General features: G+C 34.4%; 16 protein-coding genes and 3 pseudogenes. 3 read left to right on the top strand and 16 right to left on the bottom strand.

Annotated features, from left to right (window positions below; translation table 11 throughout):
* Window positions 1-43: 43 nt before the first annotated feature.
* Both AAHI02_RS19070 and AAHI02_RS19065 read right to left on the bottom strand, forming a co-directional pair.
* Window positions 44-952 carry an alpha/beta hydrolase gene (locus AAHI02_RS19070; protein WP_322924672.1) on the bottom strand — a complete coding sequence of 303 codons (909 nt, stop codon included), beginning with the start codon at window positions 950-952 and terminating at the stop codon, window positions 44-46.
* Between the two features lie 119 nt (window positions 953-1,071).
* Window positions 1,072-1,892, bottom strand: a pseudogene (locus AAHI02_RS19065) (alpha/beta hydrolase).
* A gap of 181 nt (window positions 1,893-2,073) precedes the next feature.
* Between AAHI02_RS19065 and AAHI02_RS19060 the strand changes: the two are divergent.
* Window positions 2,074-3,615: pseudogene (locus AAHI02_RS19060) on the top strand (cbb3-type cytochrome c oxidase subunit I); the annotation flags it as partial.
* Here the strand turns inward: AAHI02_RS19060 and AAHI02_RS19055 are convergent.
* From AAHI02_RS19055 to AAHI02_RS19010, 10 genes and pseudogenes are all read right to left on the bottom strand, one after another.
* Window positions 3,541-3,806 (bottom strand): annotated as a pseudogene (locus AAHI02_RS19055) (glutaminase); the annotation flags it as partial. The pseudogenes AAHI02_RS19060 and AAHI02_RS19055 overlap by 75 nt on opposite strands.
* Window positions 3,807-3,855: 49 nt before the next feature.
* Window positions 3,856-4,284: a chloride channel protein gene (locus AAHI02_RS19050; RefSeq protein ID WP_346984589.1), complete on the bottom strand. Its 429-nt coding sequence runs from the start codon at window positions 4,282-4,284 to the stop codon at window positions 3,856-3,858.
* Window positions 4,271-5,107 (bottom strand): chloride channel protein, encoded by an 837-nt coding sequence (locus AAHI02_RS19045; RefSeq protein WP_346984588.1) that lies wholly within the window; start codon window positions 5,105-5,107, stop codon window positions 4,271-4,273. The genes AAHI02_RS19050 and AAHI02_RS19045 overlap by 14 nt, the downstream gene beginning before the upstream one ends.
* A gap of 66 nt (window positions 5,108-5,173) precedes the next feature.
* Window positions 5,174-5,539: a DUF488 domain-containing protein gene (locus AAHI02_RS19040; protein WP_322924666.1), complete on the bottom strand. Its 366-nt coding sequence runs from the start codon at window positions 5,537-5,539 to the stop codon at window positions 5,174-5,176.
* Between the two features lie 85 nt (window positions 5,540-5,624).
* Entirely contained in the window at window positions 5,625-6,026 is a 402-nt protein-coding gene (locus AAHI02_RS19035; RefSeq protein WP_322924665.1) for a hypothetical protein, read from the bottom strand.
* A gap of 11 nt (window positions 6,027-6,037) precedes the next feature.
* Window positions 6,038-6,298: a hypothetical protein gene (locus tag AAHI02_RS19030; RefSeq protein ID WP_322924663.1), complete on the bottom strand. Its 261-nt coding sequence runs from the start codon at window positions 6,296-6,298 to the stop codon at window positions 6,038-6,040.
* Window position 6,299: 1 nt separating this feature from the next.
* Entirely contained in the window at window positions 6,300-7,295 is a 996-nt protein-coding gene (locus tag AAHI02_RS19025; RefSeq protein WP_322924661.1) for a cbb3-type cytochrome c oxidase subunit II, read from the bottom strand.
* Between the two features lie 60 nt (window positions 7,296-7,355).
* A complete protein-coding gene (locus AAHI02_RS19020; RefSeq protein ID WP_346984587.1) occupies window positions 7,356-8,843 on the bottom strand; it encodes a cbb3-type cytochrome c oxidase subunit I in 1,488 nt (495 codons plus the stop codon).
* A 277-nt stretch (window positions 8,844-9,120) separates the two neighbouring features.
* The gene (locus AAHI02_RS19015) at window positions 9,121-9,720 is read right to left on the bottom strand and encodes a Crp/Fnr family transcriptional regulator (protein WP_322924657.1); all 600 of its coding nucleotides are present in this window, start codon (window positions 9,718-9,720) and stop codon (window positions 9,121-9,123) included.
* 47 nt (window positions 9,721-9,767) lie between these two features.
* Window positions 9,768-10,652, bottom strand: coding sequence for an AraC family transcriptional regulator (locus AAHI02_RS19010; RefSeq protein ID WP_322924655.1), 885 nt, complete (start codon window positions 10,650-10,652; stop codon window positions 9,768-9,770).
* A 98-nt stretch (window positions 10,653-10,750) separates the two neighbouring features.
* Between AAHI02_RS19010 and ccoN the strand changes: the two genes are divergently transcribed.
* Window positions 10,751-13,012: a cytochrome-c oxidase, cbb3-type subunit I gene (gene ccoN / locus AAHI02_RS19005; RefSeq protein WP_322924653.1), complete on the top strand. Its 2,262-nt coding sequence runs from the start codon at window positions 10,751-10,753 to the stop codon at window positions 13,010-13,012.
* Window positions 13,013-13,229: 217 nt separating this feature from the next.
* Complete coding sequence (gene ccoG / locus AAHI02_RS19000) at window positions 13,230-14,687, top strand: cytochrome c oxidase accessory protein CcoG (RefSeq protein WP_322924650.1); 1,458 nt, start codon at window positions 13,230-13,232, stop codon at window positions 14,685-14,687.
* An 863-nt stretch (window positions 14,688-15,550) separates the two neighbouring features.
* Here ccoG and AAHI02_RS18995 read toward each other — a convergent pair.
* The 4 genes from AAHI02_RS18995 to AAHI02_RS18980 are packed head-to-tail and all read right to left on the bottom strand — an operon-like array spanning window position 15,551 to window position 18,895.
* Window positions 15,551-15,907, bottom strand: coding sequence for a hypothetical protein (locus AAHI02_RS18995; protein WP_322924648.1), 357 nt, complete (start codon window positions 15,905-15,907; stop codon window positions 15,551-15,553).
* Between the two features lie 13 nt (window positions 15,908-15,920).
* Complete coding sequence (locus tag AAHI02_RS18990; protein ID WP_062676339.1) at window positions 15,921-16,328, bottom strand: hypothetical protein; 408 nt, start codon at window positions 16,326-16,328, stop codon at window positions 15,921-15,923.
* 23 nt (window positions 16,329-16,351) lie between these two features.
* On the bottom strand, window positions 16,352-17,941 hold the full coding sequence (locus AAHI02_RS18985) for a hypothetical protein (protein ID WP_322924646.1): 1,590 nt from the start codon (window positions 17,939-17,941) through the stop codon (window positions 16,352-16,354).
* On the bottom strand, window positions 17,942-18,895 hold the full coding sequence (locus tag AAHI02_RS18980; RefSeq protein WP_346984586.1) for an HlyD family secretion protein: 954 nt from the start codon (window positions 18,893-18,895) through the stop codon (window positions 17,942-17,944).
* Window positions 18,896-18,946 lie beyond the last annotated feature (51 nt).

The following is an 18,946-nucleotide window of genomic DNA, read 5'->3' as shown; positions in this document are numbered from 1 at the left end:
AAATGAGGTTAGCTTTCTATACTAACCTCATGCTTGAATTATCTTATTCTTTGATGAAGTTTAATAACTCGCTATTGAATTTATCAAGCTCTTCGATAAACAGGGCATGACCACTTTTTTCCAAAGGAACTAAAGTTGAGTTTTTAAGTAAGGCATGCATTTGTTCTGCAAGGTCATAAGAACAGATTTTATCCAACTTACCGTGCAGGATCAAAGTAGGGATGGTTATTTTCTTCAAATCACCGCGCAGATCACTGTCTCTCAATGTTTTTAGTCCTTCAGCCATTGCATAAGGTGATGCCTGTGCCTGGATGCCTCCTAACCATGTGCCCAGACCTTGCGAAACACTGTTCTCATTTGCTGGAAATATCTTACCGAAAGTGGCGAATAGTTCCGGACGGTTGGTGTTGTTCAGATTGATCAATCCGTTAACATCTTCCTTGGTCCATTGACCATAGTTAAAGTCAGCTCGTTTTGTCCAGATCGGTGCTGCTGCTCCGAAAAGAGCCATTTTTGAAACGTGGGCGGCATTATATTTAGCCACATAGTGGATTACTGTTGCACCTCCCATAGAGAAACCACCTATTGTTGCATTTTCAATTTTTAGTTTATCCAGTATAACTTTGATGTCATCCGCAAAAACATCATAATTATATTTTCCTCCTGGTTTATCAGAAAGACCGAAGCCTCTCAATGTAATCCCAATCACGCGGTATCCTTTCTGTATAAAATCGGCATATTGGTATTCATACATCGCGTCGCTTAAAGGCCAGCCGTGAACCAGGACAATAGGTTCTCCCTCGCCAAGATCCGTTACATGCAGTCGAACATTTTTTTCTACTTCGATATATTCTTCCCGGCCCAGTGATGCCGGAGTTCTTTTAGTTTGTGCAATTAATGAGCTTGAGATTAAAGTTGTAAACAGTGTGAATGCTAAGATTAAATTTCTCATGATTTTTGATATTATTGTTGTTATTTTCTTGTTATTTTGATTATACAAAGCTGGTTTAATTCCAACCGCACTACAATGGATAGTTTACCCTTTGCATTGTACTTTTTGCCCTTGAAATATTACCCGTTGATAAATGCTAGAATATCACGGTTGATCACGTCAGCATTAATGGTAGGCATTCCATGGGAGAAACCGGGATAGATGATGAGTTTTCCATTTTTAAGAAGTTCCGCTGCTTTAACCGCTGTTGTAGCGTAAGGAACAATTTGGTCATCATCACCATGCAGGACAAGTACAGGTGCATCTACAGTTTTTAGATCCTCTGTAAAATCAGTCTCTGAAAACACTTTGATACAATCATATTGTGCCTTTATACCGCCCATCATTCCCTGTCTCCACCAATTGTCCTGAATGCCTTTTTTAATTTCAGCACCTTCCCTATTGTAACCATAGAAAGGCACGGTTAGGTCATGATAGAATTGCTGTCTGTTGTGCAGGGTATTGTGACGGATATCATCAAAGACAGCTAAAGGAACTCCATCCGGGTTATTTTCATCCACTATCATATAGGGAGTAACAGCACTAATCAATACTACTTTGGAAACCCTGTCCTTACCATATTTAGATGCATATCGAATCGCTTCACCGCCACCTGTTGAATGTCCTACATGGATACATCTTTTAGATCCAGAAACGCTACCAATTCTGCGACGTCTGCTGCATACGTGTCCATATCGTTTCCCTTATAGGTTTGAGTCGATCTACCATGCCCTCTTCTATCATGTGAAATAACTCTAAATCCCTTTTCCAGAAAGTACATGATCTGCGCATCCCAATCATCGGATGACAATGGCCATCCATGATGGAAAAATATGGGTTGTCCTTCGCCTAAATCTTTGAAATAAATTTCTGTTCCGTCTTTTACTGTAAACTTGTTCATGTCTGTATTATTTAATTGTTATTACTATTGTTTTATTTTGATATTGCAAAGTTGGGGTAATTTCGAAGGCGCATCAATGGACGGCTTTCGCTTTGAATTGCACTTTTTGCCCAAAAGAGTTTATAGCCTCCTCGAATAGCTAATTGTAAGGAACAAAACATTAAAAAAGCACAGCCTTAGAGGAAGGATGGCCAGAATGAATGCCTTTTTTGCATGGAGTACCTGGGTTTGCATCACAGAAAGACCCGGAGATGATGTCACCTATACCAACAACTGGCCTCATGATGAGGCTGTAGGAAATGTTCCACCTCCATCGCTTCACCTGTGGTCAGGATTCAGTGTATTGTTACTGTTGGCTTGTGTTGGACTTCTGGTATTTTATCACGCAAGGAATAAAGAGGAAGAAATCAACGAAGCGCTTCCTCTTGAAGATCCTCTGCGGAATATGAAGCCTACTCCATCTATGAAAGCTACTTTAAAATATATCTGGGTGGTTGCCTTACTAATCCTGGTTCAGATGCTTGCCGGAGTCATTACAGCCCATTATGGAGTCGAAGGAAGTGGTTTCTACGGCATTCCTTTAGATCAGTTTCTTCCTCAATCTGTTTCCAGAAGCTGGCATGTCCAACTGGCAATATTCTGGATTGCTACCTCATGGCTGGCTACGGGATTGTATATAGCACCAGCGGTTTCAGGATATGAGCCCAAATATCAGAAATTGGGTGTCAATGTATTGTTTGGAGCGTTACTGATCGTTGTGTTAGGATCTTTAACCGGGCAATGGCTGGGAGTGATGCAAAAATTAGGGTTGGTAGATAACTTTTTATGGGGACATCAGGGATATGAGTATGTAGAACTGGGGAGAATCTGGCAGATTTTATTGCTGATCGGGCTGATTCTCTGGCTGATTTTGATGGTAAGAGCATTACTTCCTGCTTTAAGACGTAAAGACGGAGACCGCCACTTACTCCTTTTGTTTACTCTTTCTTCTGTAGCAATTGCCATGTTCTATGGCGCCGGTCTGATGTATGGAAGGCAAACTCATATGGCTATTGCCGAATATTGGAGATGGTGGGTTGTACACCTTTGGGTAGAAGGTTTCTTTGAAGTTTTTGCTACCGTAGTGGCGGCATTCTTATTTACAAGATTGGGATTATTACGCCTGAAATCAGCTACCAATGCCGTATTATTTTCTACTATTATTTTCCTTGGCGGAGGTATTTTAGGTACTTTCCATCACCTGTATTTCAGCGCTACGCCTACTGCTGTGCTTGCTTTGGGGGCTACCTTCAGTGCATTGGAAATTGTACCTCTTGTCCTGATTGGTTATGAAGCCTATCAGAATTATCAGCTCAGCAAATCTACAAAATGGATTCAGGCTTACAAATGGCCAATATATTGTTTTATCGCCATGTGCTTCTGGAATTTCCTAGGAGCAGGAATCTTCGGATTTGCCATCAATCCTCCGATTGCCCTGTATTATATCCAAGGATTAAACACAACGGCCGTTCATGGCCATGCTGCCCTGTTCGGCGTATATGGAATTTTAGGAATCGGATTAATGATGTTTGTCCTCAGAGGTCTGTACCCGGACCGCCAATGGAATGACAAATTAATTGGTTGGGCTTTCTGGCTGACCAATATCGGATTATTGGTTATGGTGACGATAAGCCTTCTTCCTATAGGTATTATGCAATCGGTAGCCTCTATTAAAGAAGGATACTCTCGTTAATTCTTCCAAGGATTTCATTCCTCTGTACGAGTTTCCTTTTAAATTTAATTTTGGAAACCATACCGAAACGATATAATGTTTAGGCATGTTGCTACAATTTCGCTCCGTACGCCACTTTTTCCAGGCAAACCAACTCGGAAGGCAAATTCTCCTGATTCGTCATAAAACCCGTATGTTTGCATAAATTATTTGTTTAATTTACACACTTTTAAGAAAAGAAAACAGACATTATTAGCTTTTAATATCATATGAATATACATTATAGGGTATAATTCTCCTAGCTAAGTTTTGCGAAGCCCAACATCCTAATAATACTGGAAAGAATAACACATATCCGTTAGGTGCTAGATTACATACCAAGAAAAGTGCAGTTAAAGGAGCATAAATAGATGCTGATAAAGTAGCGGCAGCCCCAACCAACACAAAATTTACATAAATTAAAGATGTTCCAAAAAAAGTATTGCAAAAAAGAGCAAAGGTAAGTCCCAAGAATGCACCTGCAACAATACTAGGCGCAAAAACACCACCATCTCCTCCAGCGCCAAGAGTTAGAGCAGAAGCTAATGGTTTTAATAAAATTAGAAAAAGAAGAAAAAGAAAGGAGTAACTCTTGGGATGGTTGAGAATTTCCGATAATGAATGATAACTATCGCCATACAAAAACGGAAAACAAAATATTAGCCCCCCCTACAATTAAAGCTCCTAAATTTACCCTCAAAAAATTATTGGAAATTCCTGAAAAAAAATCTTTAATCTTAATAACTAAAACTGTAAAATAAACAGATAAAACACCTCCTAATAAACTTAAGATTACAAAAAACGGAAGCGCAGTCCATTTCCATCCAGTAATTTCAAAAGAGAGTAATGGTTCACTTTTTATAAAACAAAGAAAAATAGCGGAAATGGTAGCAGATGCAGTACAGCTTATAAAAAGTGTTTTATTAAACTTTCTTGCAATTACTTCCATAGCAAAAAGCCACCCAGCAATTGGACTTCCAAATAAAATACTTACCCCAGCAACAACCCCAGCACTAATAAGTTCCAATTTATAAATATTTGCAGAAAAATGTTTTTCGTATATCGTATTTCCTAGAGTTGCTGTTGCAACGACCGTAGATACTTCAATTCCTGTGGAACCGCCGAAGATTACAGTAAGAAATCCATTAAAATAATGTGATGGAATCTTGAAAAGAGGTAGATGATTTTTTCTTTGATCAAGAGTTTTGTAAATTTCGGTGATTCCTTTATTTTTTCTATTCAAAAAAAAGTATTTTCTTAAAAAGTAGATTGCTGTAATCCCAATCGTTGGCAGAAAAATAAAAATTAAGGTATTTTCTTCTTCTGCAAAATGAAATATGAGCTTTTGAAAATATTCAGTAATTAACTTTAATGAGTATCCTAGAAAAGAAGCGCAGATACTTATTATGATAGAAATTAAAATTAATCTGAAATAATGGTGTCTTTGTATGCTTTTTCTTTTCATTACCAATATAAATTCAATTTTTTCACAAAATTAGGTGCTGGATAGATGGATTCAAAAAGAAATCTATCATATTTTATCATTTAAAATCAAATTTTCTAAATATTTTTTTAAAATCAAAGGATGGCAATGCTGCTCATCTTTAGCACCATAGACCAAAGTGATGATATCTTGTTTTTTATTTCGATTTAGAAATTCTTTTCCAGAACCATTTTCTTTGAGTTCGGTTTCGTATTTTTCTGAAAAACCCTTCCAAAGTTTAGGATCATGGTGAAACCACTTTCGGAGTTCATTAGAAGGAGCTAACTCTTTATTCCATTCTTCAATATGGGCATTTTCTTTAGAGATTCCTCGAGGCCATAATCTATCTACTAAAACACGGTATCCATCTGTAGGAGAAAAAGTTTCATAGATTCTTTTGAGTTTTATTTTCATTCAGTGTAGTATTAATGTTAAATAAATTAAAAAAATCGTCAAAATTTATCGTGACTAGGTTAATAAAAATAGACAAATATTTAATTTAAAGACTAAAATTCGTAACAATATAAAAAGCTGCCCAAGCTATAAATATCAAAGCGATAACCCAAACCCAAACTGGAATAGTTCTCGGGTTTTCACTTCCTTTAATAATAAAACTCTGATTTCTACCTGTATCATACGCATTGATCATCAATGGTAATATTCCGTTGACGGTTTCATTGTTAGATAGCCCCTCCATATGAATGATCGGTCCATTACGCACATTAAAACGAGTAATTTTCAGGCCTTCTTTATTATCAAATTTGCTAACAATTTTTAAAGTGTGTTCTCCGTCTGCCAATTTCGTGGTATCGAGATTGAAAACTATAGGAGTCTGAAGTTCAGCAATAGGATTCGGTTCCTCATCTATATATAAAAAGACTACGGCATTATGTTTTGACATTTTTCTAAGATTTAAAAATCCAATATATTATTTTTGATATGTTTCTTGCTATTCTCGTTTGGTTTGATTAAGAATTTGAAAGAATAAAACAATGTTCCTAGGGTAATTATTGTAATAATTGTCACAATAACCCAATCCCAGTTTGATTCAGGACCCGTACCATGTGTAAAGTTTTGGGTTATTTTGGGTTGCTGAAGCCTACAGGCATCACAAGCCTGAACATATTCAGTCCAAAGAACAAAAATAGGAATTATAAACTTTAATTTTTTCATACTATTTTATTTTATCCATGATTGTTTTTACTTCTTCAGCAGTTACTTTCTTACCATTATTTCCCCAGCTTGTTCTTTCATGATTAATGATAGCAGCCACATCTTCAGGTTTGAAATTAGCATTGGTCCCTACTGCTGGCATTTCTCCAAATTGAGGTGCCAGACCGTTATATCCTTTCATAATAATAGTAACATACAGTTCCAAATTATCTCCTAAGACTACTTTGTCACCTTTCAATGGTGGGAATGCTCCCGGAACTCCTTCTCCGGTTGCCTGGTGACAGGTGGCACAATTGGCTACAAATAAAGCTTCTCCATCAGGAAGATTATCTCCTCCAACACTTCCTTCAGTTTTTTTCTCTTCTTTTTTGTACAAAAATTCTCTTGCCGGAATACTCTTAGGAAGTTCGGTCTGTTTAAGACTGAGAAGATATGCCACCAGGTCACTGGCATCTTTTGATGGAACAACTTTTCCTTTAATTCCTTTTTTAAATGCGTCAGGAAGACTGATTTCCTTATCTCCAGGATCAAGTTGATCTTTAATTAGGAATAACCATTTATAAGAAGGCATGATCGATTGGGGAACTACAGATCTGGGGTTGAATAGGTGGGAGTATTGCCAGTCTTTACTAGATTGTCGGGCTCCGATATTGGTAAGATCGGGACCTGTTCTTTCTGTTCCCATGAGGGTAGCAGTATTCTGGAAAAGATTGAGTCTTTTGTTTCTGGCATAATCTGCAGCCAGGCTTGGACGGTTACCGAATACTTGGTCCATGTCTACATTACGAACCTGCTGAGTATGACATGCTACACAACCTTCACGGATATAAATTGATTTCCCACGGCTTTCTTCTTCTGTAAGAGGTTTACTTCCCTGTAAAGGTTTATATACTTTTTGGTTGTTCAATGCAGGAAATATGCATATAAACAGGGTCAGAAAAAGGAAAAATGCCAATGCTGAAGAAAAAAGTTTCTTATGATCACTAAAAAAATCCATTATGCTTTTGTTTTTTTATTGTGAATGATTTCTAAAATATCGTCTGGTGTCTGAGGAAGTTTAATTTCTTTTTTTGGGCTTTATCATTCTGTAAAAATTATAAGCAAAGATGATGTGTGACAACCACATCATTGTTCCCCCGATCGCTCTCCAGAGCCAGAAAGGCATCATATGCATAACTCCTTCAATAAACGGTTGTTTCTCCATCCACATCATTCCTTTTTCTGTAGAGCCTATCATTAGTGAAACGGTATATACTAAAACCCCAACCAAAGCTAACCAAAAATGTAATCCGACGGTAATACTTGGTGGTTCACATGAAGTAAGTCTTGGTACTAAGGTATAAGTGAAAGACCATAGCATAAATGTAATAATCCCGTACATCGTTAAGTGTGAATGGGCTACCGTAAAATCAGTAAAATGCCATAATAGATTGGTAGATCTGAAAGCTTCTGCCGTTCCTTGCATTGAGCCTGTAAAGTAAAAAATAATAGAAACTACATAAAAAGGTAGTACATAACTCAGTTTCAAGCGATGCCATGACCCACGAATTGTCATCATAAAATTAATACTGCCTGCTGCAACAGGAATCACCATGCCCACACTAGCAACAATAGCAATAGTCTGCATCCACCATGGGATAGCACTAAAAATAAAATGATGTGTCCCAATGAGAGTATAAAATAAAATCTGTGTCCAAAACGCAAGTATACTCAAACTATAAGAATACACCGGACTGTTCAACTCTTGTGGAAGAAAATAATACATTAATCCCAAATTGAAAAACATAAACCACATCCCCACTCCCTGATGCATAAAATAACCCTGCGTTATGGTTTCTCCCAAACCGTCTTGCCAAAATGGAAGATAAGCAACCACCAATATGACTACAACAAACATCATAGCCGAGACTACATACCAATTGGAAACATAGATTTCTTCTGTTTTTCGGAACGCGATCGTATTGATATGATTATAAATACTAATTATAATTCCTGTAGCAAAAAGTAACATAACTGGCCAGATATATTCCCTGTACTCTCCGCCACTATTATTGATTCCCGCCATTAAGCAAACGCTACCAAGAAATACAGCAGAATTCATTAATATTAAAGTCACATATCCTATCTTAAGATTGAAAATTTTTGTATTTCCCACCCTTGGAATGACATAATATGAGAAACCTACCATTGCCATAGATGCCCATCCCCAAAAAACCATATTGGTATGTACGGGTCTAAGCCTTCCGAAACTCAACCAGCTGATATGGTCAGCATCCGGAGCGACAAATTTTATTCCAAGATATTCACCAACCGTGGTTCCCATAAAAAGCCAGAATACACTAGTGCCAAGAAACCAAAGGATTAATTTTTTTTCCTCATCCGGAATTTTAATATTCCTTCCCTCCTCTCTTTTGGTTTGCAGAAAACGGATTTCATGAATTTCATTTGCTTGGTCTATTAACCCACGCGGGTCTTTTACTTGCTTATTTGCGGAAAGTTCGTTTCCTGAAAGTTGGAATTCAAGTTCTTTTTTTCGTTCCTCCAACGCAGAAATTTCGCCTGGCTGCAGATGACTCAGATGCTCATATATCCTTTTAAGTTCTTTTTTTTCAATGTATCAGAAATCATCCGATTTACTCTTATTAAAATAAGAATAAGTGCAAAAATGATGGGAATCAAAAAAAGAACAATTGTAATTTGTAAACCAGGCTCATTAAGAAGTTCGTTCATAGTATAAGTTTTAAGAAACAACTTTATTTACTTAAAACTACTTTGAATGCTTAATTTTCTATTATGATTGAAATCACAACTGGTTAGTTTATTTAATAGTAAATTAATCCTTTTTTTATCTTCAGCAGATTATTTTTTTCCATTAATTTAATAGTTCGTATAACAGTTTCTACACGCAATCCGGTTAGATTTGCCATCTGTTGGCGGGTTAACGGAACAATATATTCGGAATTTAAACCATTTTCTATGCAATAGATATTCTTAAAATAATTCATTAAAGTTTTAAGTCTCGTAGTAGGGTCATTAGAAAATATATGTTGAGACATGATCATTTTATAATATAACCTGCGTGAAAGGCTTTTGTTAATTTCTATCGCATATTTAGGATATTCAGTCAACAGTTTAAAAAAATCTTTGGAAGAAATCTGTATAATCTCACAATCTGTTAAGGCTATGGCATTAGTTGGATACTTTTCATTAATAAATAATAAGGCTTCGCCAAATCCTTGTGGTGCATTGATAATATTCTGAATGAATTCTTTTCCATCTTCACTGTAATTATTAAGCTTGACCGTTCCTGATATAATTTGAAAATAACTCTTACAGGTTGAATTTTCCTCATAGATAAAATCTCCACTACTATACTGCGTGATATTGTAATTATAATCTTTTATATGTTTTTCAGAAATCATTTCTATTAATCGTAATTTATTAAATTTATAATACTATTGAATGATTTTTAATACTTATTATAATATTGCTTTCGGAAGGCCTCGGGGGTAAATGATGTATATTTTTTAAAAAATTTTACAAAGTAAGACGGGTCTGAATAATTTAATGCTTCAGCAATATTTGTAATTGATAAATCAAAATTCACCAAAAGTCTTTTAGCTTCCAGAATAATCCTATTTCTAATAATTTCACCAGCTGATAGGTTAATTTGTTGCTTACATATAAAGTTCAATTGGTTAGGTGTTATATTTAGAGAAGTTGCATAATCTTTGGGTAATTTATATTGATGAAAATTAGTTTCTAAAATCTCTATAAACTGCTTTAATATTAAAGAATTATAATTCGTGTCAATAAATATAGTTTTGGAGATAGTATCTTTTCCAGCAAGTGCACAAATCTGAAGTATTAAAGATGCAATCATTATTTGTGACCAAGATTGAATGTCAGTCATTTCTGTAATAATATTTTCAAAACAAACTTTCAACTTACGTTGGTTTTCCTTTGAAATATTTACCATCTGGTCACTTTCAAATAAATTAAAAAATGGAAATTGATCAATTAACGAAGAATTGATCTTCAACTGATCAAAAAAAGTAGTGGAAAAATTAATTACATAACCTTCTGTATTTTCAGCCAATCTCCAACTATGAACCTGTCCCGGACGCATAAAAAAAATCTTTTCTGGAGCAACGTCGTATGTTTTGAAGTCGATTAAATTTTCACCATATCCTTTTACAAAATAGGTAACATGATAAAAAGAATGGCGATGAACTTTTGTTGTTCCAGGATTTTGATCTAAAAATTCTGAAAATCTATCAATGGTAAATACTTCATTAATTGAATTACACGTCGACAGACCTTCAATTTCAAATGTTGGATAAACCTCCTTCATACTTTATTGCTGTAATATTTTAATCATCATAAAAATAGCTATTTTTTCGATGATTAACACCATAAATAAATGATAGTGGTATATTAACTTTGAACATAATGGAAACACAGAATTTTTACTATGATAACACCATAGTACGTGCATTTTTATATGCAACAATAGTTTTTGCGTTAATAGGATTCGTCTTTGGACTGACTGCAGCTCTGCTTTTGTTTTACCCTGAACTGCCTGAATTCATTTTTGGGACAGATGACCAATCTATTCATATCTTGAGAAACGGAGGTATCCAAGCATTGATAGATACTAATGGAGCCTTCGGATTTGGTCGAATAAGAATGTTGCATACAAATACTGTAATCTTTGCATTTGTTTGTAACAGCTTTTTTATTGGGGTATACTACTCTGTACCTCGCCTCTTAAAAACAGAAATGTTTAACAAAACATTAAGTTGGATTCATTTTTGGACGTGGCAGTTAATGGTCGTAGTAACATTTATTACTTTCTTCATGGGAATCAATACATCAAAGGAATATGCGGAACATGAATGGCCAATCGACATACTTCTTACTTTTTCATGGGTAATTTTTGGACTTAATATGTTCGGAACCATCACAAAAAGAAGAGTTAGACATCTATATGTTGCAATTTGGTTTTATTTGGGAACTTGGATTGCAGTAGCAATGCTTTACATATTCAATAACCTTGAAGTTCCCTTATCATTTACGGGGTGGAAATCATATTCTGCGTATGCTGGAGTAAAAGATGCTATTGTACAATGGTGGTATGGTCACAACGCAGTTGCATTTATTTTAACCACTCCAATTTTGGGATTAATGTATTATTTTTTACCAAAAGCAGCCGAACGGCCTGTTTTTTCGTATAAACTCTCAATTATTCATTTCTGGTCGTTAATTTTTGTGTATATCTGGGCAGGACCACATCATCTTCAATATACAGCAATACCAGCATGGGCACAAGCTGTAGGTACTGGTTTTTCAATTATGCTGATTGCCCCATCATGGGGAGGAATGCTGAATGGACTATTGACTCTGAGAGGATCTTGGGATAAAGTACGAGAAAATCCTATTTTAAAATTCTTTGTCGTTGCAGTTACTTGTTATGGTATGGCAACTTTTGAGGGACCACTACTGGCGACTAAAAACATCAACAAAATTGGTCACTTTACCGATTGGGTGATAGGTCATGTTCACCTTGGAGCATTAGGATGGAATGGTTTTATGGCTTTTGGAATGATCTACTACCTTATTCCAATCCTATGGAGAACAAAAATATGGTCTGTTAAGCTGGCGAACTGGCATTTCTGGTTAGGAACTTTAGGAATTATTTTCTACGCAGTACCAATGTATATTTCAGGATTTACACAAGGATTAATGTGGAAACAATTTAACCCGGATGGGACATTATTATGGAAAAACTGGTTAGATACAGTAACGGCAATTATCCCTTATTTTAAAATGAGATTTTTAGGTGGGTTATTTTACTTTTCAGGTGCTATCTTAATGGTCATTAATCTTACAGCTACTATTAGAAAAGGCTCTTTCCAAAAAGAAGTGCCTGCCGAAGCACCGGCCTTAGCCAATATTAGTAATAAAAGGAAAGAGGGAGAAGGTATCCATCTTTGGTTGGAAAGATTGCCCGTCTTATTCACAGTCTTATCTTTTATTGCAGTATCAATTGGAGGAGCTGTAGAAATTATACCAACTTTAATGCTTAAACAAAATATACCGACAATTTCAGCGGTAAAACCATATTCCCCATTAGAATTAGAAGGTAGAGATTTATACATCCGCGAAGGCTGTAATGCCTGTCACTCTCAAATTGTAAGACCATTCCGAGATGAGATTGTAAGATTTAATGGCAAAAACGGCCAGTATTCTAAGGCTGGGGAATTTGTTTATGACAGACCATTCCTTTGGGGTTCAAAAAGAACAGGACCAGATTTACATAGAGAAGGTGGTAAAAACCCAAGTTCTTGGCATTATAAACATATGTATAACCCTAGGTCCACATCCGCCGGTTCTATCATGCCTCGATATCCATGGCTAATAGCCAATAATTTAGATCGATCTAAAATGATCGATAAGCTAAAATTTATGAAAAATACATTTGATGTACCTTACACAAAAGCCCAAATTGATTCAGCTGATAAATGGGCCGATAATCAGGCATCTATAATAGTGAAAGATATTTTTTCGGAGGCTACAGACTTGAAAGAAGCCTACGCCAAAAGGCCACAAGGTGAACTAGAAAAGAAAGAAATTATAGCCCTTATAGCCTATCTGCAAAGATTAGGTACAGATATAAAAACAAGCGATATAAAAACAGCTGGTAACAATTAAATATACATGAAATGATTCCTCAAAACTTTAAAGACATTTTAGCAAATACTGATTATGCAGGATTTTATCAAACGTTATCCATGATTATTTTTTTATTTTTTTTTGTTATTCTCATACTTTATGTTTTCACAAGACCAAAAAAAATTTTATCATGAAGCAGAGCGTGCTCCCCTCCGTGATGATCAATAAGAATTACAATTTATATACTAACACTGAAATGTCAGAAATAAATGAAGAAGTCGTTCGCGGCGGACAGGGGCAAGTTTTAAACCCTGAGACCTATAGAGATTCTATAGGAACAATGGAACAATCAGGTAAGAGAAAATGGGTTTTTCCAAAAAAACCAAAGGGTAAATACACTAATTACAGAGATCTAGTAAGTTATACTCTTTTGATTATGTACTTTGTCATTCCATTTATTAAAATTAATGGAAACCCTTTCTTTTTGTTAAATGTCATTAATGGAGAATATTTTATTGCGGGGCAACCTTTCTATCCGCAGGATTTTTTTATTCTTACCCTAGGTGCTATCGCTTCTCTTATTTTCATTATTGTTTTTACTATTGCCTTTGGAAGAATTTTTTGTGGTTGGATATGCCCTCAAACAATTTTTATGGAATCAGTCTTCCGAAAAATAGAGTTTTGGATTGAGGGTGATCGCAATAAACAAATGAGACTTGATCGACAGGAATGGAATACTGAAAAAATTTGGAAAAGGACTCTAAAATGGGCTATTTATATTATCATTTCTCTCATCATAACCCACATTATGTTTATGTATATTGTTGGTTACGAAAAAGTGTTTAAAATTATCTCGGAAGGACCTTTTGAGAACATCACCAACTTTATTGTTATGATTCTTTTTACAGCCACTTTTTATTTTGTATTTGCATGGTTTCGAGAGCAGGTTTGCACATTGGTTTGTCCATATGGAAGGTTACAAGGTGTACTAATTGATAAGGAAACTATTAATGTATTTTATGATTTCAAAAGAGGTGAAAACCGCTCTAAATGGAGAAAAGGGGAAGACAGAAAAGTTACAGGAAAAGGTGATTGTATCGATTGTTATCAATGTGTTGCAGTTTGTCCTACTGGAATCGATATTAGAGACGGACAGCAATTGGAATGCGTAAATTGTACTGCATGTATAGATGCATGTGACGAAATAATGGAAAAAGTAGGTTTGCCAAAAGGTTTGATCAGATACGCATCAGAAAAAGAGATTGAGACCGGGACTCCTTATAAGTTTACTAGCAGAATGAAAGGTTTTGCAGCAATTCTGATATTGCTGATCGGGTTCCTTGGATTCCTTCTGTCAAGCAGAGGTGATATGGAAGCGAAGTTTATCAAACCTGCAGGTAGTACATTTTTTGTAAGAGAAGGAAAAATTATCAATACGTATAATTACACATTTCTTAATAAGACAAATAATAAAAAAATTGTTACTATAAAAGTTATCGAACCGGCACATGCTGAAATTAATTATAGTGCTTCTAGTAAAATAGTCGTAGATCGTGATAAAATATCAAAAGGAACCATCAACATCAGCTTTCCAGAATCACAAATGAATCTTTCCAAACAGAATATTACTATAGGTGTATATGATTTAAATGGGAAGTTAATTGATTCTTATCAGACTTACTTTGAAGGTCCTTTTAAATTACAAATACCTTAAAAGTCATCATAGCAAACGTAGCCAATATTAAAAGTGTTTTAAACTATAGCTTTAGTCATTAATTTATCACCTATTCACACATACATTTAAAAAGATGAAACTGGATAGGTACTCTTTTTTTAGTGAACTACGTTAATTTAGTTTAAAATATTTCAATAACTTGATGTAATGTCAGAGTGAACAAATCGTATTTTCTCAACATAAAAAAACTTGTTTTAATCACAATATTCCATACTCATCAACAAAGAATTAGATACTTTTTTTAAGATAAAACATATTCGCATTGTTTATAACTGTTAAATTACAATTCTTTACCAGACAACCTGTTCAGTAATTTGTTTTAAAGAATCAAGACTATTGTTCAGTGTACAAATTTATTTGTGTTTTGTCATAAACGAAAAAGAAATTTTGATCATTGTTTCGATTGATAATGAAAAAATAAAAGTCAAAAGAATTAATACGCAAATAGAATTTTGATATAATAGCAGAATCTAGATCTTTATGCAAGATCGTGATTGAAAAGTCAAAATTTTGTTTACAATATCTACAAACTATTGTTTCAAAGGTCAAAGACTTGATGGAAGATGAAAATCCGTTTTTACGAACAAAAACACAAGAAAATTGATTCATATAAAAACTATAACCTGTCTTCTTATATGCCTGTTTACTATCTTAGATTTTTTTTGAAAAGTAGCCCATAGTAATCCACCGAAAAAATAATAAAAGCTATTCTAAAAATTTCTTAAGCTATTAAAGGCTCAAAATATAGAATAACTCTTAATTTATTCACTTTCGGTCATAAGATTGCATTACGCAATCTTATGATTAATTTTAATTAATCATAAGTGATACTAAATTAATTGTTAAAATATTTTATTATTATTTATTCCAAAAACATAATTTCCGAATTTCTCTATTCCTTTTCTAATTTTCTTGAACAATTCCGAGAACTCAATAATGTTTTCATCTACGCAAATTGAAGTAGTTATTCCTTTTATATTGTTATTTGAATTTGATATTGCAAAAACATAAATTATTTCAGAATTATCGTCATAACATTTATATATTTTATCAACTTTGAACCCAGAAGCTGGAATTTCAGAACCTTTTGTTTTAATATTTTGTATTAAATTTAAATATTCCGTTAGTTCATTTTGTAAAAGATACCCACTGTCTAGGAGTTCTGATATAGTTTCACTAAAAATTCTTATTTCCTCCATACTTGTTTTATTCTTAGTCCCAGGTGCCTTGCATCGAAATACTTAAACTATCGTTTTCAATTTCCATATCAATAGGGAAAACAATTTTATAGTCATCCATATCAATATCACACCTTCCAATATATCCTGAAATCCCGCCCCAAAGCTCCAGGTGGTAATTTTTCCCGTATAGGTTCATGCTTGGCGAAGGATACATTTTTAGAGTTGCCGGCAATGGTAATGTACTTGGATATTCTTCAGTTTGCGCAATCGACTCTGGTAAATCATCAGAAAAAGCTTTTATATACAGCTTTTGTTCGGGTAAATTCTTTGAATATTCAAGAAGCTTCACTGTTTTCAGATGAAAAGTATTGTCATCATTATTACAGGAAAAAAGACCATTTAATATCAAAAGAATAATTAATATATGTTTTAATTTCATAATATAAGTATTGATTAAAAAGTTTAAGCCGGTGAAAGTCTTCGGGATCTAAGATATACACGAGTCCTATTAACATACGGGAATATTGCAATAAGTACCATAATGATTAATAAGAAAATAGCCATCATCTCATAATAATCCATAGCAAAACGGATCTGTGTTTGCATAGTAAGATTTTTAATAAGTAATTTCTCAGAAGCTTTAGAAGATATTCCCTCCAGCATACCTTTGGTACTAAGTTTTGTATTTTGCTTATGCAAAAAGTTTTTTACCATAGGATCTATTTTTGTTAAATGATCCTGAAAAGCATTATAATGCATACTTTTTCTGAAAAGCTCGAAATAATTTATAATAGCAATACTTACAGCATAACCAAAATACCTTATAGCTAATGCAGCAGCAGCAGCAGATGGACCTAACGAGACTGGTACAGAGGCAATAATATAAACAATTGTGGGTACCATAATAAAACCTACACCCATTCCCTGAAGAAATAATGGTAGAAAATAATTAAATTCATCAGCTTGTATATCAAAAAGATAATACATCCTTACGTGGAAAACAAACAATAAACAAAATCCTAATAACCAAATATTTCTGATTCTTTTTTTCTGCAGAATCATCGCAGCAGAAATAATAACTCCAGCTATTATCCCTAAAATATTAAAAACATTCATGTAAGAGAGGTAAAAAGGATCAAACTTCAATACTCCCGTGAAATAGCTATTGGTAATACCTGACGCAAACCGACAGATATACATAACAAAAAGCACAACTAAACCTACTTTACAATTTCGATAAGAAAAAATACGTAAATTGATATAGGGTCGCTTCAATGATTTCTGACGAAATATAGAAATAATTAACAGAATTATTATAGCTAATACACTACCGGAAATCCTGACATCATCAAGCCAATAGTACTCTTGTCCAAATATGGTAATATAACCTAAAAGTGACAGAATAGCACTGTACATTACAAAGCTTTGCCAATCCAATTTGTATAAAGGAAATTTAACGTGTAACCGAAATGAATTCATTCCTGTTATTATAAACAGTAAACCTGGAAAGAAGGAGAATATTGCAGACTTATAAACGATGTTAAAGTTGTAAGAATCTATTAATTCCGCGGTAACCAAATTGTTGAAAGGCAAAGCACAGAGCAAAGTTCCAAAAAATACTGAAAAACCAATTTCTCTCGCACGTTCACTTTTCAACCTTGTAAACATTAAAGATAAAGAGATATTCACATTGGATGCAAACAACATTCCTTGTATAAACCTTACGGGAAATAATATATAAACATCTTTTGTAATGTAACATACCAAACAAGCAAGCATTTGCAGAGTAGTAAAAATTATAAAATATTCTTTCGCAGCTAGAAAAGTAAAGAACCTTCTTTCCAGAGAATAAAATCCTACGTATCCGGCGTAAAAAAGAGCCACTGCAAACTGCATATCTGCGGGTTCACTTCCATAATAGCCTGCTGCTGCATTGATGTTAGCTAGAGGAAGAAAGAAAATCACAATTCCAGGTAGGGTCATACTGAAAAGTACTATTTTCACCATCCAGTCAGGAATCCAAGATTTAAATATTGGGATTGCTGTCTTCATTTAACTATGCTTTTTAGACGCAAATACGTTAACATTCATACCTACCTTTAAAACATCTATTTCTTTCCTCGAACCATCTACTCGTATTCTTATGGGTATACGTTGAACAATTTTAACATAATTACCTGTAGAGTTATCAGGTGGGAGTAACGAGAAACTAGAACCCGTAGCAGGTGAAAGAGAAATAATAGTTCCTTTAAACTCTTTTTCAGGATATGCATCTGCGATAATTTTTACTTCATCACCTATTCTCATATCTTTAATTTGAGTTTCTTTATAATTTGCAACGACCCATTTATCTGTATCGTCATTTACAATAAAAGCAAGAGTTTCCCCTGCATCAATCATTTGACCCACTTCAACTGTACGTCTTCCCATTCTGCCATTATAAGGAGCTGTAATGTACGTATAAGTAACATCTAATTTATGTCTATTTAGCAATGATTTCAACCTTTGAATTTCAGCCTTTACAACATTTCTTTCTGCGCGAATATCTTCTATTTTTGAAACTGATGCAGCGTAGTTTTCTTGAGATGATCTATATTCACTTTTATCTACATCAAGTTGTGCCTGAACTTTTTCGACTTGTTGTTTAGTAGCAGATTCTTCATTATATAGTTTCAGATATCTATCATAATCCAATCCTTGTTTCCATACCTTCGCTTTATTTGCGGCAATCTGTGCTTGAGAAGAAGAAGCTTCATTTTCCAATGTATTAATTGTACTTCCTAAAACGACAAGCTGAGCCTCAGCTTTTGCAAGAGATGCTTGTGTTTGTTCTTGTTGAAGAACATATTCTCTATTATCAATCACCAAAATTGTGTCTCCCTTTTTTACGTTTTGATTTTCTTCAAACTTAACATCAACTATAAAGCCTCCAGCCCTAGAAATAACAGGATTAACATACTCTTGTATTTGTGCATCATTTGTTTGCTCATATTTATAATAATCCATTAAGGATCCTCCCCCCCAAACTATAAGCCCCAAAAGAATTAAACTTGCAAT

Origin of the sequence: Chryseobacterium sp. POE27, assembly GCF_039727685.1 — a bacterium.
Taxonomy (GTDB): domain Bacteria; phylum Bacteroidota; class Bacteroidia; order Flavobacteriales; family Weeksellaceae; genus Chryseobacterium.
This window is presented reverse-complemented; position numbering and strand designations above follow the sequence as displayed.